The following is a 26154-nucleotide window of genomic DNA, read 5'->3' on the forward strand; positions in this document are numbered from 1 at the left end:
CTTAGAATTTGAAATTATAAGTTATACTTGGTACCGGAATTGAGAAAATAGACGTTTTATAACCTTTAACTTTTCCGTTTTGATCTGTCACAAAATAAATAGAATATGGATTGTTTCTTCCTAAAACATTATAAATCGAAATGTTCCAGAAACTATGCGCTAACTTTTTAATTTTATGATTTCCTTCGATATTAATACCAATGTCTAAACGGATATAATCTGGTATTCTATAAGCATTTCTGTCGCTATATAATGTGTATTGAGAATTTCCATATTGAAATGTTCCAATTGGGTATGTTATTGGTCTTCCAGTTTGATATAAGAAATTTGAAGACAAACTATAACGTTTTGTAAATTTATAATTTAAAATAGCACTTAAATCATGAGGTTTGTCAAAATTTGCCGGGAAATAGTTCCCGTTATTTACAATTTCTGAACTAAACTGACTATCAAGTTTAATAAAAGTACGAGAGTAAGTATAGCCAATCCATCCGTTTAATCTTCCGGTTGTTTTCTTTAATAATAACTCAACTCCGTATGCTTTTCCTTCACCTTGTAATAATTCTGTTTCAACATTTTGATTTAGCAGAAGCTGCGCTCCAACTTTATAATCAAGGATGTTTTTAGATTTTTTGTAATATCCTTCTAAACTAACTTCGTATTCTTCATCTTTTAGTGTTTTAAAAAGGCCTAAAGAAACTTGCTGCGCAGTTTGAGGTTTTACGTTAGAATCAGATAATTTCCATGTATCTGTAGGAGATTGCGTAACGTTACTCGATAAAAGGTGAACATATTGACGTGTAACATCATAACCCGCTTTTATTGAGAAATCTTCAGTAATAAAATAACGTGCTGCTAAACGAGGTTCAAGTCCGCCATAAGTTTTTATGACTTCGTTTTTTTTGTAATGCGTTGTTCCAGTTACAGTCTCATCGCTTAAAGGCAGACCGGCTTGATAAGTATTTACATTTGCTTCTCCTAAAGAGGCATAAAACGAATATCTTAAACCTAAATCAATTAAAAGTTTATCACTGAATTTGTAACTATCGGCTAAATAAGCAGCAGATTCCAGCGCTCTTTCTTTTTCAAGATCGGTAGCAATTAAAGTGGCATCAGGATTTGTTGGATGCTGATAACCTGGTGAAATGTTATATAATTTGCTTGCAACACCATACGACAAAGTATGTTTTGGATTAAGTTGATAATTTAACTTTGCCTGCAATTGAGATTCGTTTACTTTATATCCAAAATCAAATGCATTAATATCATTTGAATCATAGTCAATATTAAATTTATACTCGCTGTTTGTAAAAATTAAAGCCCCTTTACTTTTTTTGTTAAAAGTATGATCCCATTTTAAAGAAGCAAGCCTGTTACTGTATTTATAAATAGAATCTGAGCTTAAACTAAATTTATCATGGCTGTAATATACAGTTGCTTCAAGATTGTTATTGCTGTTGATTGCGTTATTGTATTTAATAATTCCATCATAAAATCCAGCCTGACTGTTTTTTAAATTTTCATCGTCAAGAGATTTTAAAATCCAATCTGAATATGTAGCACGGCCTCCAACAATAATACTTGATTTGTTTTTCTGGATTGGTGTGCTAAGCGTCAAATTTGAGGTTATAGGTCCAATGGCACCTTCACCAGAGAATTTTTCAGGATTTCCATTTTTTGTTGTAATATCAAATACAGAGGATAATCTTCCTCCAAAATCTGCCGGAATGCTTCCTTTATAAATATCTGCTTTCTTTGCTGTATAAGGGTTTATGGCCGAGAAAAAACCTAAAAAGTGCTGCGGATTATATAAAACGGCGTTGTCTAAAAGAATAAGGTTTTGGTCGTCTTTTCCGCCTCTTACGTTAAATCCTGCAGATCCTTCACCCGTAGTTTTAATACCCGGAAATGTAGTGGCAACTTTTAAAATATCTCTTTCTCCAAGAATTAAAGGAACATTTTTAATTCCTTCTATATCAATTGAAACTAAACCAGAAACTGTAGTTTCGGTTGTTTTTTGTCCTTTCTTTTTAATGACAACTTCGTCTAATTGATTGGATTTTTCATTGATGCCAATATCAAATTTTCCGTCATCATAAACCATTAAAGTTCTCACAACTTCTTTGTGGCTTAATGATTTTACTTCAATAACATTTATGCCTCGCGGAAGCTGTAATGTGTAATTTCCATCAAGATCAGTAGATGTGTTGATGTTTTTTCCTCTTACTTTAATGTAAATGTTTTGCTCTACTTTTCCTGTTTCTTCATTTCTAACAGTACCAGAAACAGTATAATTTCTCTTAACAGAATCTTTATTTTCTTTTCCGATAAAAACAATCGAAGCTTTTTTAGTTACGCTGTAACTGTTTAAAGAATCATATTGCTGATGAAATACCGGATTATCAGATTGATCGTTTCCATTATTTTGATTCGTTTCGACTGGTGCATCGCTAAAATAATTCGAAGGCAGAGTATCGTGAATTGTACTGTTAAGCGTTAAAATTACTTTGTTTTTGAGAACAATATAATTCAGATCTGTTTTACTTAAAATTGAATTAAGTACAGTATCAATCGTAGCATCATTATAAACTCCGGAAATCAATTCTTTATTAGAACTGACCCATGTTGGATCAAAATAAAATTTGTATGATGTTGCAGCTTCAATGCGTTTTATTGCATTTTCAATGGTTTCATCTTTAAAAGTAATTGATAATTTCTCATTTGAATTTTGTGCAATAGACAATTGAAATGAGAATAAAATAACAAAGGCGAGTAAAAATTTTTTCATTTGTCTTATTTGGTTTGAATTGAAAGAGAATTAGAAATGTATTTCATCAAATTTTTCATAAATTGATTTAAATCAGATTTTTTTAACTCTCTATTCAGTAAATAAAACCCATTGATTTGTTTTTTTTGTTCGGGGAATAGTTTGATAATATCATTTTTTCCTTTTATGAGGTAAATGTTATTTTTTAGATCAATAAAAAAAGAATTATTTTCTTTGAAAGTATAAAACACGCCGGTTTCTAATACTGTTTTTTGAAGATCTTTATGGTGTTTGATGTAAAATGTAAAATCTGGAGCAACTTTACTTTCCTCATAATATCCAAGTGTGAATTCAGGAACTGTTGCAATTTTTCTGTCTATCTTGACAAAATTTTTATCCAGTATTGAAAAAGACTGAACTTTATTTTGAATAAGACTTATTCCAGTGTTTTCAGATTCTCCATATGGATTTAGAACTAAAATATCTCTGAAGATGTCATATTTGAGTTTTACTTCATAATATTTTTGCCCCTCACAAGTGATTTTTCCAATTTCGTATTTGTTTATTAAATACAAATGACTGTCTCCAATCGTTCTATACGGATTAGTGTACGGCGTTCCGTTATTAAGATCAAGATTGTCTTTTCCAACAGTTTTGTCAAACCAATTGTAAATATTTACATCGTTATTTGTTTGGCTATGAATAACATAAATGTTTAACAATAATCCAAATAACACAAGGAAAACGAATTTTTTTTGATAATTTTTCAAAGGATTCTATGGTTTTTAGTGATTTGTTTTGGGGGTTTCCAAATTTATTAAAAAAAGGTTATAAACAAAACGTATATCTGTTAAATTGTGATAATTTCTTATTTTTTTAATAACAAAAACCCTAAATCGCAATAACGATTTAGGGTTTTTAACGAATAATTTGATCGAATTAGAATTGTGTATTTAAATTTTAATCATAGAAATCATCAGTGTTATCAAGGATTTCGTCGAATATTTTTTTTAATGATCTTATATAAACTGGAAACGCAATGGCCAGTAAGATATATTCTAATCTTAAAACAGTAACATCGTCTAAAATTCTATATAAGCAGGGAATAATTACAGCCAAGGATACAACAACCCCAACCCACGGATTGTTTTTTATTTTTTTTATAGTTGGCAAAAGTTTCATTTCAGGTTGTCTCGTTAAGGCTATCTTCATCTATCTCTATTTTGATTTAGGTGGGATAAAAGTAATTTTGATCTCAATTTATAAGTGTGAAAATGTCACGAAACGCTTTTTCTCTGTCATGAACGCCATGAAATGTTTATTATGTAGGAATCTTTTCTTTGAAATAAGCATAAAAAAATCCTCTATTAAAGAGGATTGGTTTTGAATTTGAGATCTTTACTAAGATAAAATATTCATTTTTTTTATAAAATCTTTGTAGGTGTCACTCAGGTTTATTTTATGATTTCCTTTTAAAATAATAAGGTTATCTGCCAGGATAATTTCTTCTATTTTATCCGTATTTACAATTGTATTGCGATGCGTTTTTATGAATTTATTTTTGTCTAATAAATCGCTGATTTTAGTCAATGAAATTAGAATTACAAATTTTTCTTTCTCGGTTATAATATTGCAGTAACGCTCTTCAACTTCAATGTAAAGAATGTCTTCAAGAGATACTTTTTTTAAGGAATTTTTCTTTTTAATAAATAAAGAATCATTACTGATTACGGTATTTTGTTCTTCGCTAAAAAAGACATTTGTCTGCTCATAAAATTTCTCGACAGCCATTTCTAAGGCATACAAAATTTCAAGTTCATTAAACGGTTTCATTAAAAAACTGAAAGGCCTTGTGAGTTTTGCCCTTTCAAAAACCTGACGATCCTGAGAGCTTGTTAAAAACACAAATGGTTTCGATGCATGCGGAATTATATTGATAGATTCTGCAAAAGTTATTCCGTCTGGTTTTCCATCCAGGAAAACATCAATTATAATTATATCAACGGGTTTTTCATAAAAAAGTTTTAGTGCTTCTGTGTAATTTACGGCAACTCCGGCAACATTATAATTGTTTTTCTCTAATACTTTTACAAGTTCATCACTCTGCTCTAAAGTATCTTCTATAATTAAAACATTAATATTATCCATTTCATTTAGTTTTTGGGAATGTTAATATCATTTTAGTCCCTTTATTGAGTTCGCTTTCTATTTCAAACGTTCCCGAATTTTTCTTGATCATTTGCTTACATAATTGTAAACCCAAACCAGTTCCTATAATTTCTGAATTGCCTTTTTTAGCTAATAATTCTCCTTCATAAAGCAATTCTTTAATAGTGTTTTCATTCATTCCAATTCCGGTATCCTGAATTATAACCTGACAAAAATCAGAATCTGGTTCATTTGCCGAAAATGTAATTTGTCCATTCTCATTAGAAAATTTAATAGCATTGTCCAGTAAATTTCTAAATACAATTTTTAGAGAATCGAGGTCAACAAACAAAAATATATTTTTTGAAACCGAATTCTCGAACGTTATTGATTTCTCTAATAATAAGGGCTTATAATTATATTCGATTTGCTGTATTACGGAGTATAAATGAATTGATTCTTTATTAAAATACAATTGTTTAGTCTGTAATAATGCCCAGTGTAATAAATTATCTAACAAGCTGTAAGTACCGTTTGCAATACTGCTGTTTTGAATAATTAAATGATTTAATTCGTCGTAATTTTTAGTTTCAAGCGTGGCAGATAATTTAGAATTACTGTTTTTTAAAGCATTTACAGATGAACGCAGATCATGGCTTACAATAGAGAAAAGTTGATCTTTTGTGGCATTGAGTTCGTCGAGTTTGTTTTTTTGACGTAAAATGGTTTTGCCATTTTTTACTTTTTGTGCATATAAATAAACACCGCCCGTTAAAATCAATAATAAACCAATTGAGGAGAAAAATAAGGTATTACGCTGTGTGTTTTTTAATTTATTTTCGACCTCAAGAACTTTTATTTGTTTTTGTTTTTGAGCCACAGCGAATTTTTTCTCAAAATCAGCAACTGCCCAAATTTTATTTTGGTTGTTTAAGGAATCTTTCCATTGTTCAGATTCTTTTCTATAAACTAATGCCTCTTTGAAATTGCCTCTGTTTTCTTCTACAATTGCCATATTTCTTGAAGCAATTTCTTTTTTATTATAATTTTTTATTTTTTTTGATAAGTCATATGCCTTTTTAAAATAAGGAATGGCTAAATTATCCTTGTATTGTTCATAATATAAATTGGCCAAATTAATGTAAGAAGAACAGATTCTATCATTATTTTGAGTTTTTGCAGTTAAACTTAAGTTTTTTAGTAAATAATCTTCTGCTTCATCTAACTGTTTCAGATATATATATGAAGAACCAATTCCTGTATAAATATCTGCTAAGTAGTTGTCTTCGTTTAATTTAATAAATTGTTTTTCAGATAATCTGAAGTAAAAAAGAGCTCTTTGAAATTGCTTAGATTCTAGAAACGAAGCGCCTAAAGTAAAGTTTTTGATTGGCGTAAGTACAAATTTTTCTGAAACCAGGAAAAATTCTTTTTGTGCTTCTTTATAAAGTTTTTTATGAAAAAAACTAACACCTCTAAAATAATGACAATAATCAGACATTACTTTATGATTATTGTTATTCAATTGTTTCATTGAATATACTAATGTAGAGTCCCAATCTTCTTTAAGATAAAAAGATTGGGCCTTTACAAAATTTATTTTTCCTTTATATGTTATTGCTCCTTGTTGAATTTCTTTTTTTTCAAATTCGAAAAACTTTTTTTCCTGAGAGAATAGAAAATTTAAGTTTGTTACAAATAATAGTATTACAATATAAAAGATTTTACTTTTCATATTTAAGGAATAACAGTAGATGTACCTCTAGAAGTTTCAGGGTCAAGATCTCTTAAATAAGATATGATTTTTGTAACATTTTGAACGGTGTCTGAAGTATATTCTATCTCTACATACCAAACATCATAAGTTTCTGGTGATTTATCATCATAATCATAATCAAAATAGATTTCTATCAATCCATCATTCTCTGTAAATATTCCTACACTAGGATTTTGCGAATCCTTAGAATTAATGTATAAAGTAGCGTTAATTTTTAATTTTCGTACCCCATGTTGTACAAAAAGTCTTGCAGAAACTAAGGGAGGAACTGGGTAAGTAAGGCTTTCAGGATCTAAAAATCTAAAATCTACGGTATTAATCTTCGTGTTTTGAATCACAAAATATTCTGTGGTTTCCATAATTAGGTTTTAAGGGTTAATAATTTTATTTTTGGTGGGTTAAAGATATTTTATTTCTTTAAGAAAATATAAGCATTGTCGTGTTTTTTTTGTTAAATTATTTATTTATTGCCGTTCGTCGATAATAAATATTATAATTTGCTTTAGAAAGGAAAAAAAAACCAGCCGAAAAAAAATGAATTGAGTTTGTTGTAGAAAAGGCTTATTATTTTAGAAAAGTAAGTCAACCTGCGAATTAATTTTTTCGAGATAATAATCTATTTTTCGAATGGCACGATTAAAGAAAAGGTTTTGCTCTTTAATACCAGATTGCCCTAAAGCTATTGAGTTGCTAATTTGCTGTTTAAAAAACTGATGCACATTTTTACAGCTGTCTTCATTGTCTGTAATAAAATACCCTAAGAGTGTATAAGGAACAAACATAGTTAGTTTTTCTTCCGTTTCTATGAGCATGTTATTGTTTAATAATATCAGTTCATTATAATAAAGCGCAAAGTTGTTATTAGCATCATTACATTTTGCCTGTATTAAATTTATAATTCTCTTTAAGTCCTTACAAAGAGCATTAGCATTTTTTAAATTTAGCAAGCCGGCTTCATAAAAATATAGAATCTGCTGCAAACTGCTGTTTATAGTGGTATCGTTCCAAATTTCATTTACGGTAGTGTTTTCATATGCTTTTTTTAAGGTTTGCATATATTCTGTAAAAGATTCCTCAATTACAAAATTTTCAAAAGATACTTTTTTCTGGTTTGTATTTAAAAGATTCAGCCAGACAAAAGCCTTGAATTTTGACAAAATCGTTCCGTCCATAAAATAGAATAACGGAATATCCTTGGCCGAATAATAAAGTTTTGTTTTTGGGTTTTTTGTCAGTATTTCAACCTGTTGTGCAGATGCTTTAAAATATTGGAGCATATCTTTTAAGGATTCGATCTCAATAGTTTTTTCTACAATGACTTTTTCTTTTTGTGAAAATAAATTATCCAATGAAATATTAAAATGATTCGCCAGTTTGATGGTTTCGTCAATAGAAAATTTACTTTTTTGAGATATCCTTCGATGCGACGCATCATAACTGATTTCCAATATAGAAGCAATCTCATCTATCAAAGAATTTGACTTTGAAATTTTACTTCTAATAGCTTTTAAAAACGATTCCTGATGTTTCATAATTTGCGATAATCACAAATATAATATATTTTTTTATTGTTTTGCGCAAATCAATATGTGATAAATGCAATAGGTTTGTCCTGTAATTTTAAAAAGAAATAGTATGAAAATTATAAATCAAATTATGAGCGCCAATTCTTTTGGCCGTTTTCACAGAATACAATTTATAGGTCTTTTCTTGTTCACTGGCTTTTGTTTTGGACAAGATGCTTCGTCAAAAGTCATGGATACCTTAGTTAATAATATTTCAGAAAGTCCTTCTCTAGAATTTGATGGAAAAGATATTGATCTGCATTATTTCAGATGGAAATCTAATAATAATTTAAGGAACGATAGTATAAAGATTTTTAGTCTGTCTCCAATATCCAGAAGAGTAAATAAAGTAAATGGTTTTGCTCTTGGAGTAGGTCATTATGAGAATGAAAAAATTAAACTTCAAACAATTAATGGATTAAATATTGAAGCCAGTCCGCTGTCAGTGGCTTTATTTACAATTTCAATTAATGTTCCTTTTGAGTCTTTTTTAGTTGGAATTAATGATAATGTTATAAGTAACGTAGCTTTTTTTGATGATCATAAAGATACTTATATTAAGGTAAATGGTTTGAATATTAGTTCGGGAGGATTTACGGGAGGTGCAGAATTAAGAGGTATAAATATTTCGATAATTTCTGGAATGAATAAAATGAATGGATTCTCTGTTGGAGGAATATTAAATACAAAGAGCTTTTCTGGTGTAAGTATTTCGGGTTTAGCTAATATTTCTGATTCAGGAAATGGAATTCAAATTGGGTCGTCAAATGTTTCCAGACGACATAACGGAATTCAGATTGGATTATTTAATAATTCGAAAGAATTGAGAGGAATGCAATTTGGTCTTTGGAACACAAACGGAAAACGTAAGCTTCCTTTTTTTAACTGGCAGTTTAAGAAATAAAAAATAAAACAAATGAAAAATATACCAATCCTGCTTATTGCTTTCAGGCTTTTATTAGGGCCAATTTTAATAATACTGACTTATAATTTTGGAACCGAAATTAGAACGGAACTTGTTGTTTTAATCTTTTTAGGATTATTGTCTGATATTTTTGATGGTATTATTGCACGCCGGCTAGGAACTTCCTCAGAAAAACTCCGAAGAATGGACAGTCAGACAGATTTAGTTTTTTGGTTATGCGTTGCCTGGTGTTCATGGATATTAAAACCCGAAATAATAATAGAAAATGCATTCCCTATTGCTTTGATTTTTATAATGGAAGCATTGACGTATGTTTTCAGCTTTATGAAATTTGGCAAAGAAACCTGTACACATGCGTTTCTTTCTAAATTATGGGGAATAACGTTGTTACTTGCTTTTGTTGGAATGATTGGTTTTGGATATTCCGGAATTACTTTTTCTTTAGCAATTATTTTTGGAATTGTCGGTCATATAGATGTTTTGCTTATCATCTTAATTCTTCCAAAATGGACATTTGATGTTCCCAGCTGTTATCATGCCTATTTGATTCGGAATAATATTCCTTTTAAAAAGAATAAGCTTTTTAATTAAAACCGAAAACCCCAATTCAATTAATAAATTGGGGTTTTAGCTAATAATTTTAGATAAGCCAAATATTCTATTTGAGAAATTTGATTTATTTATTCAATTTTGAATGTTTTATAAAAATGAATATAATTCCCTGTTTCGTTTACTCCTTCCAGCAGGATTTCATAATCTCCGGCAATATCAGACGTGTAAAAAGAGATCGCCATTTCGCTATTTTTAAATGCTATATTAGGTTTCCACAGTAATTGATATCTATAATCAGGAACTCGGTTTAGGGTATTAGATATTTCATATTTTGGTTCAAAATACACTTTTGCAGGTTCAGGTCTCAAAATCGTCGTTTTCAAAATATTTTTATCCGTATAAATACTCGCAAAATCGTTATTTTTTGTAATGAGGCTAACAATTCCGTTGAATATTTTAGGGCCATAACAATATGGTCTGTCCACAACGCTAATACTTTGAATTTGATAAGCATTGTAATTAAGTAGTGCATTTATATCCTGAATTTGCAGCCCATCAACCAAAACCAGACACGGTTCAGGAGATTGAGTTATATTAAATCTGGAATTTCTTAAATACAGTGAAGGAACTTGATTATAATCTTTAAAATTAAGTTCGGTAACAATTTCTATTATGGTTTCTTTAAATGTTCTAAATCTTTCAAAACTATCCAGATTATAATTTTTCTCGGTAGGCTCAAAAAATAAATCGGTATTAACAGCATCAATAAGGCTGTCTTTTTTTTGGGAAAAATAAACGTTTTCTACCTGAGTTGCCAATGAGCGCTCTTGAATCGCTTTTAAATTTTTAGGAGAAATAGCTGTTTTATTAGAAAAAATTAAATTTGATAAATCCGGACTTGGTGTTTTATCTACTGTAATAGCATAATTTTCTCTATCAGATTCAGATAATTGCACATAACAGTTTGATGCACTGGTTTGTTTATCTATTAAAAAAGTAAATTTTCCGCTGCTGTTTGTTTTAGTTGTTTTAAAAATGAAATTTTTTCCCGGAATCGATAGTGTAACTATTTTAGAGTTTAAGTTAGCGTTTGCAGCTTTTGAAGTTATATACCCCGTTATAATTTCGCCTCTTGTTTCTGGAAGTACTTTTATATCTTGTTTTAAATTGATATCAGTATTAATAATTTCATTATTTGAGTTTGTAGGTATAAAATCTATTTTTCTGATATTTAAAAAATAATTTCCTTTATCCAGTGTTTTTGGTATTACAAGTGTGGCTTTTTCTCTTTTAAAATATTTCTCTTTGTCAAGGTTTAAAACAATTCCCTCAGATGTGTTTTTATAAACTTTAGGTTTTTTAGATGTACTATCAATAATCATATTGATATGTTCTTCAAACGGATTTATAACGGTAAAATCCTTTTCAAAAAAGTTATTTTGGCTATTGTTCAACATCCAGCTCGTATAAGCAATAAGTTTATAGTTTCCTGTTGTTAATGTTGTTGGAATAAAATAATCACCAGATCCAATTCCGTTTTTTAAACTAATTTTAGTTTTAAATATACTTTCTTTACGATTGTTAATTACTTCTAAATAGGCCACTTCACTTATATCAGAAAATACGGTTGTTTTGTTTAAACAGTATAATTGGTAATATAGTGTTTCGCCGGTTAATACTACCGAGGTATTGGTTTTAACTAATAATGATTCTGTACCCAAAACAGTATTATTTTGAGCACTACCTTTATAAGTGAAATTTACTAATAACAGCAGAAAAGCTAATTTTATATTTAATTTTCCCAAAATGAAGGTATTACGTTAGAAGAAAATGATGTACAATCTCCGCATTCTTTTTCGACCATATAAAATCCCGAAGGACCAAACCCAGGACCATCGCCAATATAATCATGTGTTTTAATCAAGTCATAATTGTCCTTTTCGATCTCATAAAAATAGAAGAGTCTGGCATTGCAGGTTGTAAAATACTCGGTTGGTTTTTCGGAAGGAAAAAAATCTTTGAAGCTAAAAAAGATTCTTTTTTTGGTCACAGATGCAACTTCAAAATAGCCCACAACTTTTTCATGTGAATCTGTTGTTGATTTTATGTTTCCAACAACATATCCGGGCTGATTTGGAGATAATATTTCTCCTGAATCAATCATTTTTTTTGATGTATAATAATAATCATAAGCACCTTGACTTTGCGTGTATTGAGAAACTATTATGCTATAACGATTTGTCAGCATATAATCTGTGTCGGCAATAAACCGAATAGGATATTTTACGCGATCTTCACTCAAATCTGTCGTATTGGTTTGTTTGATTCCTGTAGAGTGTTTGGTAGTATAACAAACCTGAATATTTTCTTGAACAGGAACTTTTACGTAGCTGTAATGGCCGTTTTGCTGTACTAATTTAATACGAGTTTCAATACGATGCGGAGTTATTATTTTATAAGTTTCTTCATATTCATAGCGATAATATTTAGATGTATTTGTTGGGTCAAAACTCTTAACATTTACCTGAACACCTCTAACGCCATCTTTTTCTGCAGCTGTTGCTTCAAGATCAATAGTATTTGGCGTAGTTAAAACTTCTGGTGAAGAAACATATGATTTTCCAGATTTAGTTGTTATTTTTAATTGATAGTTTTTATTTGGTTCTACTTTAAATTCATTTTCAGAAACATATTTTCCATCTTTTTCGTCAAAATGAAATACATTACTATCGCTATCAAAAACAGTAACATTAGCCCCAGCTTCGGGAATTTTTATGGTGTCGTTAAGAAGTCTCGTTCTGGAAATGTTTATTTCCTGATATTTTAATTCGTTTGTCAATGTGGCTTCAACAGTCATTGCATCTTCAAAATCTTGATTTTGATATACATATTGTTCCGTGCAGCCTGCCAGGATAACAGATGCAAAAAGGATCAATGTTGTTTTTTTGATTATTGATAAATTCATATTGCTGTGATAAATGAATTAAAATTTAATGTTATAAGTTATTGTTGGAATTGGAACAGAAAAAATCGATGTTTTATAAGCCTTGATTTTTCTGTCTTCGGTAACAAAATAAACATTATAAGGATTGTTTCTGCCCAGAACATTATAAACAGAAAGATTCCAGAAACTATGAGCGAGTTTTTTTATTTTGTGATTTCCTTCAAAATTAAGACCAATATCCAATCTATAATAATCTGGAATTCTATATTGATTGCGATTACTATATAACGTAAAACTCTCTCCGGCAAAATCATAAGATCCAATTGGAAAAGTAACCGGTCTGCCGGTTTGATAAACAAAATTAGTAGATAAACTATATCTCTTGGTGAATTTATAATTTAAAATGGCACTAAAATCATGTGGTTTATCATAATTTGTGGGGAAATAATCTCCGCTATTTATTTTTTCAGCGTCAAATTTACTGTCCAATTTTATTAAAGCTCTGGAGTAAGTATAGCTTAACCAGCCATTAAAATTTCCTTTTTCTTTCTTAATCAAAAATTCAACGCCATACGCTTTTCCTTCACCTTGAAGAAGTTCAGTTTCTATGTTTTCGTTCAAAAACAATTCGGCACCAACTTTATAATCCAGAATATTTTTCGAACGCTTATAGTAACCTTCTATGCTTAGTTCTAATGAATTTTGAATTATATTTTTGAAAATCCCTAGCGAAAATTGATTAGAAGATTGTGGTTTAGTATTTAAATCTGAAAGCTTCCATACATCCATTGGTGATTGAGTCGTATTTGTGGATAGTAAATGCATGTATTGGTACGTTCTGTCAAAACTTGCTTTTATGGATAGATCCGGAAGTATAAAATAACGAGCTGAAATTCTGGGTTCAAAACCTCCATACGTTTTTATGGACTCATTATTAGTGTAGGTCTTGCTGTCAATAATAGTTCTTTCAGACTTAGGAAGATCATCCTGATAGATGTTTTGGGTAGAAGGACCAAGTGCCGAATAAAGAGAATAACGTAAACCTAAATCAATTAACAGTTTGTCATTGACTTTATAATTTTCGGTAAAAAACAAAGCCGACTCTAAAGCTTTTTCTTTTTCAAGTGTTTTGTTTTTAATTTGAGAGTCGTTGCTTGTTGGTTTTAGGAAACCAGGGTTAATATTGTATATTTTGCTGGTAGCGCCATAATTAAAGGAGTGCTTTTCATTGAGATTGTACTTCATTTTTAAAACAAACTGAGTTTCATTGATTTTATAACCGTAATCAAATGATTTTTCAGGCTGAGAATCGTAATCAATATTAAATTTATATTGGCTGTTAGTAACAATAAATGAAGATTTATTTTTTGCGTTAAAATCATGATCCCATTTTACGGTTGCTAACAAATTACTGTATTTATAAATAGAGTCTGAATTGATGCTATATTTATCATGACTATAATATAAAGAAGTTTCCAGATTATCTTTTGCAGTAATTTGATGATTGTATTTTAAAAGCAAATCATAAAAAGAGGCTTGACTGTTATCTAATTCAGGATCTTTAATAGCCTTTAAAATCCAGTCAGAATAACTTGCTCTGCCGCCAAATAACAAGCTTGATTTTCCTTTTACTATCGGAATTTCGAGAGTAACATTGCTCATTACGGGGCCAATTCCTGCTTCACCAGAAATTTTTTCGGTATTTCCACTTTTAGATTTAATATCAAAAACAGAAGAAAGACGTCCTCCAAATTCAGCAGGAATGCTTCCTTTGTATATATCGGCTTTTTTTGTTGTAAAAGGATTTACAGAAGAAAAGAAACCTAAAAAGTGAGAGGGATTGTATAAAGAAGCATTGTCTAGTAAAAACAAGTTTTGATCGTCTTTTCCTCCGCGTACATTAAATCCTGCAGAGCCTTCTCCGGCTGTTTTTATACCCGGGAGAGTTGTAGCGACTTTAAAAATGTCTCTTTCGCCTAAAATTAAAGGTACGTTTTTGATGTTTTCGATATCAATGCTTGTGAGACCTGTAACTGTTGAAGTTGTATTTCTTGTTCTTTTATTTTCGATGACAACTTCTTTAAGCGCATTCACATTTTCGTCTAAATTAAAATCAACTTTTCCGTTATTGTAAAGTACAATCTTTTTAGTCTTTGATTCATGTTTAATAGATTGTGTTTCAATTATATTAATGCCGGCAGGAACTCTAAAGCTATAATAACCATTTTCATCAGTTGTTGTACTTATATCTTTGCCTTTTACTTTAATAGTAATATTATATTCTGGTTTTCCTGAAGCTCTGTCTTTAATATAGCCGGAAAGTGTATAGGATTGAGATTCGTTTATTAACGACTGTCTTCCAAGGGAAATAATTGAATCTGAATCTTTCTTAGAATCATTCAGATATTGCTTATTGTAAATAGGAACAATTTGTAAATTCGGCTTTTTACTAACATTTGAGTTATAAGTATTTTTAAAATAATCCTCTGTTATCGTGTTTGATATTAAAAGGCCATTGCTTAAAATAATATTGTTCTTGTCAATAATATAATTTATGGTGGTGTTATTAAAAATAGCATCTAAAATTACTGAAATAGAGGTGTCCTTGAATTCTCCTGATATAAGTTCATTATTAGATAACCATTGATCCTCAAAATAAAAGTGGAAAGAAGTGTTTTTTTCGACTATTTCAAGAGCTTTTTTTCGTGTAACATTTGAATATTCTATAGAAATATTCTTTTCTTGAGAAAAGAGAACAATTGGCAGCAAGAAAAATAAACAGAAGATAAAGTACTTTTTCATTTAGATTTGGGAATAGAGCTTATAAATTGTTATCAATAAATTTTATCAAATCTGCTTTGAACTGGTATGGATTTGTCTCTTCTTGAATTTTATTTTTTTTGTAAAACTCTTTTATCTCTTTTTTTAGCGGAGGAAATATTGCGAGGATTTCTTTTTGTGTATTTACAGATGTAAATTTTGAATTATAAAGAAGCTGATAATTATTATATTCTTTGAACTCAGTATATAAAGTAGTTTCAATAATGGTTTCTTTGGCAGTTTTAATGTGTTTAATATATAATGAAATATTTTTGCCTAAATATTTTTCTTCAAAAAAACCGGTTATTGCTTTCAGGTATTTATATTTATTGTCAATATTTACAAATTTCTTATCATCAATTAAAAAATAATCTGTTTTTTCATTTATAAGAGTTATGCCAAATGTGTTATTGTTTTCAAATGATTTAACAAGTTCATCTTTGTATATGTCATACTTTACAAGAATGTTTTCATATAATTGATTATCGTAAAAAACAGATCCGTTAACGAAGTTTTTATTTAAATAATAGTTGTTAGTATTTTTTAAATTATAAGGATCAATATGAATTTTGCCATTATTGATGTTTAAAATTTCTTCGCCAATTGTTTTATCTAAGTAATTAGAAACGTCTTTTTTTACATTAGTCTGACAAAAACTGTTGATTGAAAGTAATAGCAGGATGAAAATTAGTGTTGAGTAATTTGTAATTTTCAATGGTAGGTTTTTACAATATAGTTTGAGTTTAAAAGAGATAATAAATAATATTGTTTTAATTTTTAATCTTCCAATATCCTTTCTCATCAATATTTTTAGTTTTGTGCAGCTGTTTTCTATATAAAACTATGTTAATGAAGGTTAACAAAAAAATAAATTAAACCAACAACATTGATTTTTAAACCAACAACATTATTTAATCTATAATGTGTTTACTGAAAACGTTGTAGTCTAGTCTTTTAACCTTATATTTTTAGTTGGAAAGTAGATTTAAAAACTTAAAAACCCCAATTCAACTAAATGAATTGGGGTTTTCTATGAATAAACCTTTAGTAAACTAAGATCTGATTACTCTTTTTTGTCCTCACGTGGAGGTCTCGGAACAAGTGCTTTTTTAGACACTTTTTCTTTTTTAGTTTTAGGGTCAACTCCTAAGTATTTCACTTGGAAAACATCTCCCATATTAACTACATCGGCAACGTTTTCAGTACGTTCCCAAGCAAGTTCAGATACGTGAAGTAATACCTCGTTTCCTGGCGCAGCGGTATATTCTACAACAGCTCCAAAATCAAGCATTTTGATAACTTTCACTTCGTAAGCTTCTCCTAATACTGGTTTGAAAGTGATAGAAGCAATTTTTGCTAATACCGCTTCAATTCCGGCAGGATCTGTACCTAAGATTTCGATGACACCTTGCTCGTCAACTTCGTTGATTACAATAGTTGTTCCAGTAGCTTTTTGTAATTCCTGAATTACTTTTCCACCAGGTCCAATTAATGCTCCAATAAAGTTTCCAGGAATAGTTCTGGTAATAATTTTTGGTGCATGAGCTTTTACGTCAGCTCTTGGAGCAGCGATAGTCTCAGTCAATTTTCCTAAAATGTGTAAACGTCCTTCACGTGCCTGCCCTAAAGCTTGCTCCATAATGTCGTAACGTAAACCATCAATTTTAATATCCATTTGACAAGCTGTGATACCGTCAGCAGTTCCGGTTACTTTAAAGTCCATATCTCCTAAGTGATCCTCATCACCTAAAATATCTGACAATACAGCAAATTTCTCTCCGTCAGTAATCAATCCCATAGCAATTCCAGAAACTGGTTTTACCATTTGAACTCCAGCATCCATTAAAGCCATTGTTCCGGCACAAACTGTTGCCATAGAAGAAGAACCGTTAGATTCTAAAACCTCAGAAACAACACGAATTGTATAAGGACAATCAGCAGGAATCATATTTTTTAAGGCTCTTTGAGCTAAGTTACCGTGACCAACTTCTCTTCTTGAAGTTCCTCTTAATGGTTTTGCTTCACCAGTTGAGAAAGGAGGGAAGTTATAGTGTAAGTAGAATTTCTCTTCACCTTGTTCTGATGGAGAATCGATTTGGTTTGCTTCTCTGGATGTTCCTAAGGTTACAGTTGCCAAAGCCTGAGTTTCTCCACGAGTAAATAAAGACGAACCGTGAACTCTTGGTAAATAATCAGTTTCACACCAAATTGGTCTGATATCTGTAGTTTTTCTACCATCTAAACGAACACCTAATTCTAATACTACATTACGAACAGCTTCTTTGTTTGTTTTGTAGAAATATTTAGAAACTAAATCGCCGTCAGCAGCTAATTCTTCTTCAGTAAATAAAGCTTTAACTTCTTCTTTTACTTCAGCAAATGCAGCACCTCTTTCGTGTTTAGCCGAACCAACTTTTGCAATAGCATAAATTTTATCGTATGCTGCAGCTTTTACTTTTTTGTAAATTTCTTCGTTTTCTTTCTCACCTTCGTAAGTACGAATTTCTTTTTTACCAAAAGCAGCCTGTAAACGTAATTGTGCCTGAATTTGAACTTTAATAGCCTCGTGAGCAAATTTAATTGCTTCAACCATTTCAGCTTCTGAAATTTCTTTCATCTCACCTTCAACCATGGCAACAGAATCCATAGAAGCTCCAATCATCATATCGATGTCAGATTTTTCTAAATCTACTCTGCTTGGGTTGATCACAAATTTTCCGTCGATACGTGCAACACGTACTTCAGAAATTAAGTTGTAAAATGGAATATCTGAAACTGCTAATGCTGCAGATGCAGCTAAACCAGCTAAAGCGTCTGGCATAACTTCTTCGTCATGAGACATTAACTGAATCATAACTTGTGTTTCAGCATGGTAATCGTCTGGGAAAAGCGGACGTAAAACACGGTCAACTAATCTCATTGTTAATACTTCGCTGTCGCTTGGACGTGCTTCTCTCTTAAAGAAACCTCCTGGGAAACGACCTGCTGCTGCGAATTTTTCGCGGTAATCTACCGTTAACGGTAAAAAATCAACGCCTGGGTTTGATGTGCGAGCTGAAACTGCTGTAGCAAGAATCATTGTGTCGCCCATTCTTACTACTACAGAACCATCTGCTTGTTTAGCTAGACGTCCTGTCTCGATTGTGATGCTTCTGCCATCACCTAAATCGATCTTTTCTACAAATAATTGTGGAATCATAAATTTTTTCCTTATTGATTATACAATGGGTTTTAGTTGTGTTGTAGTGTTGTTGTGTGTAGTTGTTGTTATCTAAAACCCAATGAAAAACCAAACTTTTTTCTTGTAATATGCTTGTAATTAAATACAATATGTAAAAACAAAAAGAGGCACTTTCGCACCTCTTTTCTATATTGATTATTTTCTGATATTCAATACTTTGATAATCTCACGATATCTGTTGATCTCTTTCTTTTTCAAGTAATCCAACAAAGCTCTTCTTTTACCTACTAATAGTACAAGAGAACGCTCAGTGTTGTAATCGTGACGATTTTTTTTCAAGTGTTCAGTTAAGTGAGAAATTCTGTAAGTGAACAATGCAATTTGACCTTCTGCGCTTCCAGTGTTTGTTGCACCACCGTGTTGTGCGAAAATCTCTTCTTTCTTTTCTTTAGTTAAATACATTCCAATATTATTTAATGATTTTTATGTATGTCGTACATCCTTTGTAAGACGGGTGCAAAATTACATCTTTTTTCCGAAAAAATAAATTTAAACTTTGAAAATTTTAATAATTAATCAAATTCAGGTAAAAATAATCCTTTTTTGTTGATTTTGAACCAGTTTGATTTTAAATACAGCTATTTGTGATTCGTTTCAAGGTTAAATAACAAACTAAAACCTATTTTGATTTGGCAACTTTTTTACCCGTTTGTTTCTCATTTAAGGAAGAGTAAGAAAGTTTTACATTGTTTTCGTCTATGCTTGTTCCTGAAATTAAAACTCCCTGATCGTAATTATCTGTAAATGAAATTTTGCGTAAAGCATCGTTTCCAACCCAGACACCTTGTTTTAAACCGTTTTTAACAATTCCTTTTTGGGTTATAAACTTATCGGTTTCTTCATATTCTCCATTTCCATCAACTACGATTTGATTTTTATTTTCATCCCAAAAATTAAGAATTAAAGTTTGAGATGTTTTGGTTTTAGGATTCCACGAATTCTGTTTTTCGGATTTTTTACTTTGATTTTCGTACCAATTAATCTCTTTGCCTACTTTATGATCGTCAGAATAATTTACAACAGATTCTTTAGAACCATTTTTGAAATAACAAATAAACTCGCCATCCTTTTTTAAAATGTCTCTGTCTAAAGTACAGCCCGTCATTTTCTTTTTTCCGTTCTTGTAAAAATCGGTTACAACATAGCGTGCACTTTTTTGAGAATAATTAGTAATTACTCTGGTATAAACATAATTTTCGGGAGTAGCTTCACGATTTAAAGAGTCAAGGAAAATTTTCTTTGAAACAACATTAATCTGCCCAAATAGATTGACTGAACTTATAAGAAGAAATATGATGAATACATTTTTTTTCATTCAGCTCTATTTTTTATACATTAAAAATAGCTCTTCTAGAATAACTTAGCAACTTCTTGATTAACAAACTCCAAAAATCTTTCGTCAGCTTCTGTAAAAGGATCAATTACGTGGCTGTCAATATCAATTTGACCAATGTTTACTCCATTTACAAAAAGTGGAACAACGATTTCTGATTTCACAGTTAAACTGCACGCAATATAATTGTCTTGAGCTTTTACATCTGGCACAACAAAATTGGCATTACTTTCGGCAACTTGTCCGCAGATTCCTTTTCCAAACGGAATAACAGTATGATCAGTTTCTGCACCTACATACGGGCCTAAATGAAGTGTTTTGTTTTCGTGATTTGCAAAATAAAAACCAACCCAGTTGTAATATTCTACATTTTCGTTTAATAATTGGCAGACAGCTAATAGTTTTTCGTCTCTAACTTTGTTATTATCAGATACTATAGCGCTTATTTTTGGTTGTAATTCTTGAAATGTCATGATTTGAAAATTTTATACAAAAGTATTTAAAGCTGAACTCAAAAAATACATAAATTTGAAAAAAAAATCTGTTGAAAAAATATCTAGCCCAATTCAAGCCGTTTTTAATTTTTATAGGTACTTTTTTTGCAGCTTATATTGCATTAACGCTATTATATAAATTTTATTTGAACAGTTTTAAAGCTGATGAAGTCGACGGAATTACAAATTTGGTTGGCCGCAATGTTGAGCAGCTGCTTCATGCTTTTAATTTTGATATAAAAGTTCAAAAAAGCCTTTCCGGTTCCTGGTTAGAAGTTTTATATAACAATTATTATATCGTTCGAATTATTGAAGGCTGCAATGCGGTAAGCGTTATTATCTTGTTTATTGCTTTCGTGCTCGCTTTTTCGGGGAAATTTAAAGTTACCTTATATTATATCCTTTTCGGGATTGTGTTTATTTATCTTTTAAATATTGCCCGAATCGCTTTATTGACCATTTTGTTATTTCATTTTCCTGAAAAAAATCATCTTTTGCACGGCGTTCTTTTTCCGTTAATTATTTACGGAACGGTTTTTATTTTATGGATTATCTGGGTTAATAAATTTTCGAAATATGCTAAATAAAATAAGAGAAGAAAAAACGAAAATTTTCATTTCGATACTTGTTATTTTTTGTTTTGGAATTATTCGAGCTTTTGAAAATAGGCTCTTTTATGATCCCTTCTTAGATTATTTTGAAAAGGATTTTAATAACATACAATTACCCCAAGTCGATTCGTTAAAACTTTTCCTGAACCTTTTACTTAGGTTTGTTTTAAACACTGCGCTATCACTTATTCTAATTTATACCCTTTTTAGAGACAAAGGAATTTTAATTTTCAGTTCCATTTTATACGCATTTTTTTCAGTCGTTCTTTTCGCAATGTTTTTTATAATTGTCGAATATTTTCCGGAGAAAAGCTGGCTCTTGTTTTATGTTCGAAGATTTATCATTCAGCCTATATTTGTGCTTTTGTTTATTCCGGCATTTTACTATCAGCTTCAAAATCTAAAAAAATAACATTTCATTTAAATTTTATCTGAGTCTTTTTAAATACTTTTGCAGTATGAGAAAAAAGTGCACAGTATTATTTTTAGCGTTCCTATTGTTGGTTTCCAACATTGGGTTTGCTTTTGATGTGCATTACTGCGGAGGAAAAATAGCTTCCGTTTCTTTAAATACTTCAGCTTCGGCATCACCAGAGAAAAAATGCTGTGGTGAAAAAGAGAAAAAATCATCTTGCTGCAAGGACAAAGTTGTAAAATTTGAAAAAAAATCAAGCGATGCGACTTTTAAGGTTTTCTTTTTCCAGCTTGCATTTCCGGCTGTAATTCAGGAATACAAACCAATTGCGTTTTTGTCCATTCCAAACTTCAAAAACAATCAGGTTATTTCGTATTATTCAGATGCGAATGCGCCCCCCTTATTCAAATTATACAATCAATACATTTTTTATTCCTGATTTTAATGTTTAGAATCAAGCCTTCTTCCTATGGCTTGTAATGAACTGTTTGAATGTTTCTCGTTCTGGAGAAACCCAAAACAGAATTTCTAAATAACATTAAAATCTTTTTTTATGCCAAAAAATATCATGCTATTTGCGATGTTTTTGCTTTCGGTTTCTGTGTTCTCACAAGAAAATCTAGAGGAAGTAAAAGTCAAAAAAAAGCAAAAAGGAATTACAAAATCCTATACCGTTACCGCAAACACATCTTTAATTACGAGTAAAGAACTCTTAAAAGCTGCATGTTGTAATCTTGCCGAAAGTTTTGAGACAAATCCATCAATTGATGTCAATTTTTCTGATGCTTTAACCGGAACGAAACAAATCAAAATGCTGGGTTTAACAAGTCCGTATTTAATGATTACCGAAGAAAATATTCCTTCGGTTCGCGGAGCCTCACAAGCTTACGGTTTATCATTTACGCCCGGAACCTGGATCGAAAGTGTTCAGATTACCAAAGGTGCCGGAAGCGTTATTAATGGTTACGAAAGTATTTCGGGGCAAATAAATACCGAACTTTTAAAGCCATTAAGTGACATTCCGTTTTTTCTGAATGCTTACGGATCAACCGATTCAAGATTTGAATTGAATACACATTTCAATAAAAAGTTATCTGATAAATGGGCGACAAGTCTGTTTGTTCACGGAAATACTCGTGTTGCAAAAAACGACATGAACGATGACGGTTTTTTAGATAATCCGCTAGGAAAACAAATCAATGTTTTAAACCGATATCAATATTATGATCCCGAAAGCGGTTTGGTAAGTTTTATCAATTTCAGATATATGAATGATAAAAAGCAAACAGGAGAAGTTGATTTTGATAAAGACCGTGATCGCGGAACTACAAATCATTGGGGTTCAGAAATCAATACAGAACGTTTTGATGTGTCTACAAAAATTGGCTATGTTTTTAAAGATATGCCTTATCAAAGCATCGGATTTCAAAATGCCTTCAACAGTCATAAACAAGATTCGTATTTTGGTTTAAATCAATATGATATTAAACAGAATAGTTTTTATTCGAATTTAATTTTCAATTCGATTATCAACAATACGAAGCATAAATTTACAACTGGTTTAAATTTTTCATACGATCAATATCAGGAATTTGTAAATGTTACAGATTACAGCCGAATCGATAATTCGGTTGGGGCATTTTTTGAATATACGTATGATAACACCGATAACTTCAGCGTAATTTTAGGTGGAAGAGTTGACAATCATAACCGTTTAGGATTTTTTGCCACACCAAGACTTCATGTTAGGTATAATCCTTGGAAAAATGGAGTAATTCGTTTTTCTGCCGGAAGAGGAAAACGTTCGGCTAATATTTTTGCCGAGAATCAACAGCTTTTTGCCAGTTCAAGAACCTTTTCAATTTTGGACAACAGCGGAAAAATTTATGGATTAAATCCGGAAATTGCATGGAATTATGGAGTTAGTTTTTCGCAGAAATTTAAACTTTTCGGTAAAAATGCCGATGCCGGATTTGATATTTACAGAACCGATTTTCAAAATCAGGCCGTTGTAGATTTGATGCAGAGTCCGCAAAAAGTTTTGTTTTATAATTTAAAAGGAAGTTCTTTTGCCAATAGTGTTCAGGTAGAATTCAATTACGAGTTAATTCACAACTTAAATTTAAGAACGGCTTATAAATATTATGGCATTCAAACCGATTATTTAAGAGGAACTTTTCAGCGTCCGCTTCAGGCGAAACATCGTTTTCTTGGAAATTTAGAATACGAAACAACGTTGAACAATGACAAGCAATGGAAGTTTGATTATACTTTTAACTGGTCTGGAAAACAACAGCTTCCGTACACAGCGTCAAATCCTGCTGAAGACCAGTTTCCTGATTTCTCGCCTTCGTATGCTGTTATGAATGCTCAGGTTACAAGGGTTTTCTCGTCAGTTTTTGAGGTATATATAGGAGGGGAAAATATTGGAAATTACAAACAGCAAAAAGCGATTTTAGGAGCAAATGATCCTTTCGGACCAAATTTTGATGCTTCGGTTGCGTATGCGCCAATTTTTGGGCAAATGTATTATGCCGGATTACGATTTAAAATAAAATAATAAATTTATAACATTAAATAATAGACAATGAAAAATTTGATTTTAATAGCAATGATAACTTTTTTAGGATTTTCGGCTCAGGCGCAGACTAAAAAAAATAAGAATTTAAAATATACTGTAGAAGTTAACGGAAACTGCGAGCAATGCAAAAAACGAATTGAAAAAGCTGCATTTGGAGTTCCGGGTGTAAAAACAGCTTCCTGGGATATTAGTACGCATCAGCTTACTGTGATTTTAAACGAAGAAAAATCTTCTCCACAGGATTTGAATGCCGCAATTGCAAAAGTAGGACATGATACAAAAGAAGTAAAAGCCACAGATGCCGATTATGAAAATCTTCATTCTTGCTGTAAGTACGAGAGAGAAAAATAAATTTAAAAGCCCGAGTTAATCTTCGGGCTTTTTTATATAGTTAATTTATCTTTAAAATATGGCTTTTAATTGTGGTTAAGGTAAATAATTGTTAATTTCACAAACTTATAAGTATAACCAAATTCGTTTTATGAATAATTTTGAGTGGACCCAGTTACTAAACCCTGAATTCTATATAACTTTAAGTATCGGAGGTTTTGAGATTGGGTTATTTATTGTTCTGTTTATAGTTTTTGCTGAAACAGGACTTTTTGCAGGTTTTTTTCTTCCAGGAGACAGTTTGCTTTTTCTAGCTGGAATTTATAGCCGCGACTTAATTCAAAATGTTGTTTATATTCCGGGAGATTTTATCAATGTATTTTTGCTTTCGACAGCTGTAGCCGTAATGGGCGTTTTTGGAAATATGACCGGTTATTGGTTTGGAGCAAAAAGTGGTTATTATTTATTCAAAAAAGAAGATACATTTTGGTTTAAGAAAAAATACCTTTTACAATCAAAAGATTTCTTTGAAAAATACGGTGGAAAAGCAATCATTTACGCACGTTTCCTGCCAATCTTTAGAACTTTCGCGCCAATCATTGCCGGAATAGTTTCTATGGATAAAAAGAAATTTATGTTTTATAACATCTTAAGTTCTTTCTTGTGGTCCTTCATTTTAATCTTTGCCGGACATTATTTGTATGGTGTCTTTTTGAAAAAAGGAATTGATTTAAAAGAACACATCGAATACATCATTATAATCATCGTTATCATTTCTACATTCCCTGTTCTATTGAAACTTTTAAAAAAGAGACCAAGCGAAGAAATATAATTAAAGAATAAAATAAAAAAAGTCCGAAGCTAAAACTTCGGACTTTTTATTTTCTGTTTATGTCTTGTCCTGAAATAGCGATACAAAAAAAAGATCGTTATGGAAAAACAAACAAGTTATGTTAAGCGAAGCCAGCGAGACTATAGTATGTCGCTGAAGCTTCAAATCGTAAGCGATATTGAAAAAGGATTTATTTCTGTTACTGACACCAGAAAGAAGTATGGAATTCAATCCCGTTCAACTATCGTTCAATGGCTTAGGAAATTTGGTAACTTTGATTGGGAGAACCAAACCTCAATCAAGATGACAAAAACACCTGAACAGAAGATTATGGAGCTTGAAGCTCAGGTCAAGCTTTTAGAAAAACAGAAGGCTTTTTTGGAAAGGCAGGCTTTTGTAGCCGACAAAAAGGCTATCCTGTTTGATATGATGATTGATTTAGCTGAAAAAGAATATCATATTGATATCCGAAAAAACTCTGTACCCGAACAATTGCCTGCTTTAAAGAAAAAGAACAACAAACAATAGAGTTTACCTGTTATTTGTTCGGGATAAACAGACAGGTTTATTATCGAAGGCTAAAAAGAGCAGCCATCAGGCAGGACAAAGCTGAGAAAGTTGTTTTTATGGTCAAAAATATTAGAGAATTAATGCCTAGAATTGGAACCAGGAAACTCTACTATCTTTTAGCAGACAAACTTAGTCTGATAAAAATCGGCAGAGATAAATTTTTTAATATACTCAGGGCTAATCACTTATTGATACAGCCCAAAAGAAGCTACCATATAACAACAAACTCTCATCATCGCTTTAAAAAGC

At 30.9% G+C, this 26154-nt stretch carries 24 protein-coding genes; 9 read left to right on the plus strand and 15 right to left on the minus strand.

All coding sequences use genetic code 11. From position 1 onward, the window contains the following. Position 1: 1 nt before the first annotated feature. From FLAPXU55_RS08445 to FLAPXU55_RS08475, 7 genes are all read right to left on the minus strand, one after another. Positions 2–2788 (minus strand): TonB-dependent receptor, encoded by a 2787-nt coding sequence (locus FLAPXU55_RS08445; protein WP_180857301.1) that lies wholly within the window; start codon positions 2786–2788, stop codon positions 2–4. A gap of 5 nt (positions 2789–2793) precedes the next feature. Continuing rightward, complete coding sequence (locus FLAPXU55_RS08450; RefSeq protein ID WP_180857302.1) at positions 2794–3537, minus strand: hypothetical protein; 744 nt, start codon at positions 3535–3537, stop codon at positions 2794–2796. A gap of 190 nt (positions 3538–3727) precedes the next feature. Then, positions 3728–3979, minus strand: coding sequence for a hypothetical protein (locus tag FLAPXU55_RS08455; protein ID WP_053470032.1), 252 nt, complete (start codon positions 3977–3979; stop codon positions 3728–3730). Positions 3980–4168: 189 nt separating this feature from the next. Next, positions 4169–4915, minus strand: coding sequence for a LytR/AlgR family response regulator transcription factor (locus FLAPXU55_RS08460; protein ID WP_053470033.1), 747 nt, complete (start codon positions 4913–4915; stop codon positions 4169–4171). Position 4916: 1 nt separating this feature from the next. After that, positions 4917–6650 carry a tetratricopeptide repeat-containing sensor histidine kinase gene (locus FLAPXU55_RS08465; protein WP_053470034.1) on the minus strand — a complete coding sequence of 578 codons (1734 nt, stop codon included), beginning with the start codon at positions 6648–6650 and terminating at the stop codon, positions 4917–4919. 2 nt (positions 6651–6652) lie between these two features. Beyond that, positions 6653–7051: a hypothetical protein gene (locus FLAPXU55_RS08470; RefSeq protein ID WP_053470035.1), complete on the minus strand. Its 399-nt coding sequence runs from the start codon at positions 7049–7051 to the stop codon at positions 6653–6655. A 210-nt stretch (positions 7052–7261) separates the two neighbouring features. Next, positions 7262–8224, minus strand: coding sequence for a hypothetical protein (locus FLAPXU55_RS08475; RefSeq protein WP_180857303.1), 963 nt, complete (start codon positions 8222–8224; stop codon positions 7262–7264). Positions 8225–8327: 103 nt separating this feature from the next. Here FLAPXU55_RS08475 and FLAPXU55_RS08480 point away from each other — a divergent pair, with 103 nt between their 5' ends. Beyond that, positions 8328–9161, plus strand: coding sequence for an LA_2272 family surface repeat-containing protein (locus tag FLAPXU55_RS08480; protein WP_053470037.1), 834 nt, complete (start codon positions 8328–8330; stop codon positions 9159–9161). A 12-nt stretch (positions 9162–9173) separates the two neighbouring features. Beyond that, entirely contained in the window at positions 9174–9773 is a 600-nt protein-coding gene (locus FLAPXU55_RS08485; protein ID WP_180857304.1) for a CDP-alcohol phosphatidyltransferase family protein, read from the plus strand. Between the two features lie 89 nt (positions 9774–9862). Here FLAPXU55_RS08485 and FLAPXU55_RS08490 read toward each other — a convergent pair whose 3' ends face one another. The 8 genes from FLAPXU55_RS08490 to FLAPXU55_RS08525 all read right to left on the minus strand — a co-directional run bounded on the left by FLAPXU55_RS08490 (position 9863) and on the right by FLAPXU55_RS08525 (position 20545). Next, positions 9863–11539, minus strand: a complete 1677-nt coding sequence (locus FLAPXU55_RS08490; protein WP_180857305.1) for a hypothetical protein — start codon at positions 11537–11539, stop codon at positions 9863–9865. Next, on the minus strand, positions 11527–12699 hold the full coding sequence (locus FLAPXU55_RS08495; protein WP_180857306.1) for a DUF4249 domain-containing protein: 1173 nt from the start codon (positions 12697–12699) through the stop codon (positions 11527–11529). The genes FLAPXU55_RS08490 and FLAPXU55_RS08495 overlap by 13 nt, the downstream gene beginning before the upstream one ends. Positions 12700–12717: 18 nt before the next feature. Beyond that, a complete protein-coding gene (locus tag FLAPXU55_RS08500; protein ID WP_180857307.1) occupies positions 12718–15480 on the minus strand; it encodes a TonB-dependent receptor in 2763 nt (920 codons plus the stop codon). 19 nt (positions 15481–15499) lie between these two features. Further along, positions 15500–16300: a hypothetical protein gene (locus tag FLAPXU55_RS08505; protein WP_180857308.1), complete on the minus strand. Its 801-nt coding sequence runs from the start codon at positions 16298–16300 to the stop codon at positions 15500–15502. A 261-nt stretch (positions 16301–16561) separates the two neighbouring features. Continuing rightward, the gene (locus FLAPXU55_RS08510; RefSeq protein WP_180857309.1) at positions 16562–18697 is read right to left on the minus strand and encodes a polyribonucleotide nucleotidyltransferase; all 2136 of its coding nucleotides are present in this window, start codon (positions 18695–18697) and stop codon (positions 16562–16564) included. A gap of 177 nt (positions 18698–18874) precedes the next feature. Then, positions 18875–19141, minus strand: coding sequence for a 30S ribosomal protein S15 (rpsO, locus tag FLAPXU55_RS08515; RefSeq protein WP_007804772.1), 267 nt, complete (start codon positions 19139–19141; stop codon positions 18875–18877). A 217-nt stretch (positions 19142–19358) separates the two neighbouring features. Beyond that, on the minus strand, positions 19359–20054 hold the full coding sequence (locus tag FLAPXU55_RS08520) for a toxin-antitoxin system YwqK family antitoxin (RefSeq protein ID WP_180857310.1): 696 nt from the start codon (positions 20052–20054) through the stop codon (positions 19359–19361). Between the two features lie 35 nt (positions 20055–20089). Beyond that, entirely contained in the window at positions 20090–20545 is a 456-nt protein-coding gene (locus FLAPXU55_RS08525) for a GAF domain-containing protein (protein WP_073412988.1), read from the minus strand. Positions 20546–20616: 71 nt separating this feature from the next. On the opposite strand from FLAPXU55_RS08525, the gene xrtF reads away from it, so the two are divergent. From xrtF to FLAPXU55_RS08560, 7 genes are all read left to right on the plus strand, one after another. Next, positions 20617–21153, plus strand: coding sequence for an exosortase family protein XrtF (gene xrtF, locus FLAPXU55_RS08530; protein ID WP_180857311.1), 537 nt, complete (start codon positions 20617–20619; stop codon positions 21151–21153). Further along, positions 21143–21589, plus strand: coding sequence for an exosortase F system-associated membrane protein (locus tag FLAPXU55_RS08535; RefSeq protein WP_180857312.1), 447 nt, complete (start codon positions 21143–21145; stop codon positions 21587–21589). Before xrtF ends, FLAPXU55_RS08535 begins: the two co-directional genes overlap by 11 nt. Before the next feature lie 46 nt (positions 21590–21635). After that, positions 21636–22031: an HYC_CC_PP family protein gene (locus FLAPXU55_RS08540; protein WP_073483410.1), complete on the plus strand. Its 396-nt coding sequence runs from the start codon at positions 21636–21638 to the stop codon at positions 22029–22031. A 114-nt stretch (positions 22032–22145) separates the two neighbouring features. Next, positions 22146–24152: a TonB-dependent receptor plug domain-containing protein gene (locus FLAPXU55_RS08545; RefSeq protein ID WP_180857313.1), complete on the plus strand. Its 2007-nt coding sequence runs from the start codon at positions 22146–22148 to the stop codon at positions 24150–24152. Between the two features lie 27 nt (positions 24153–24179). After that, the gene (locus tag FLAPXU55_RS08550) at positions 24180–24524 is read left to right on the plus strand and encodes a heavy-metal-associated domain-containing protein (RefSeq protein WP_073483406.1); all 345 of its coding nucleotides are present in this window, start codon (positions 24180–24182) and stop codon (positions 24522–24524) included. A gap of 130 nt (positions 24525–24654) precedes the next feature. Next, positions 24655–25335 carry a DedA family protein gene (locus FLAPXU55_RS08555; RefSeq protein ID WP_053470051.1) on the plus strand — a complete coding sequence of 227 codons (681 nt, stop codon included), beginning with the start codon at positions 24655–24657 and terminating at the stop codon, positions 25333–25335. Between the two features lie 99 nt (positions 25336–25434). Next, a complete protein-coding gene (locus FLAPXU55_RS08560; RefSeq protein WP_180857314.1) occupies positions 25435–25863 on the plus strand; it encodes a transposase in 429 nt (142 codons plus the stop codon). Positions 25864–26154: the final 291 nt, after the last annotated feature.

Source organism: Flavobacterium panici (genome assembly GCF_903819335.1).
Lineage (GTDB): Bacteria > Bacteroidota > Bacteroidia > Flavobacteriales > Flavobacteriaceae > Flavobacterium > Flavobacterium panici.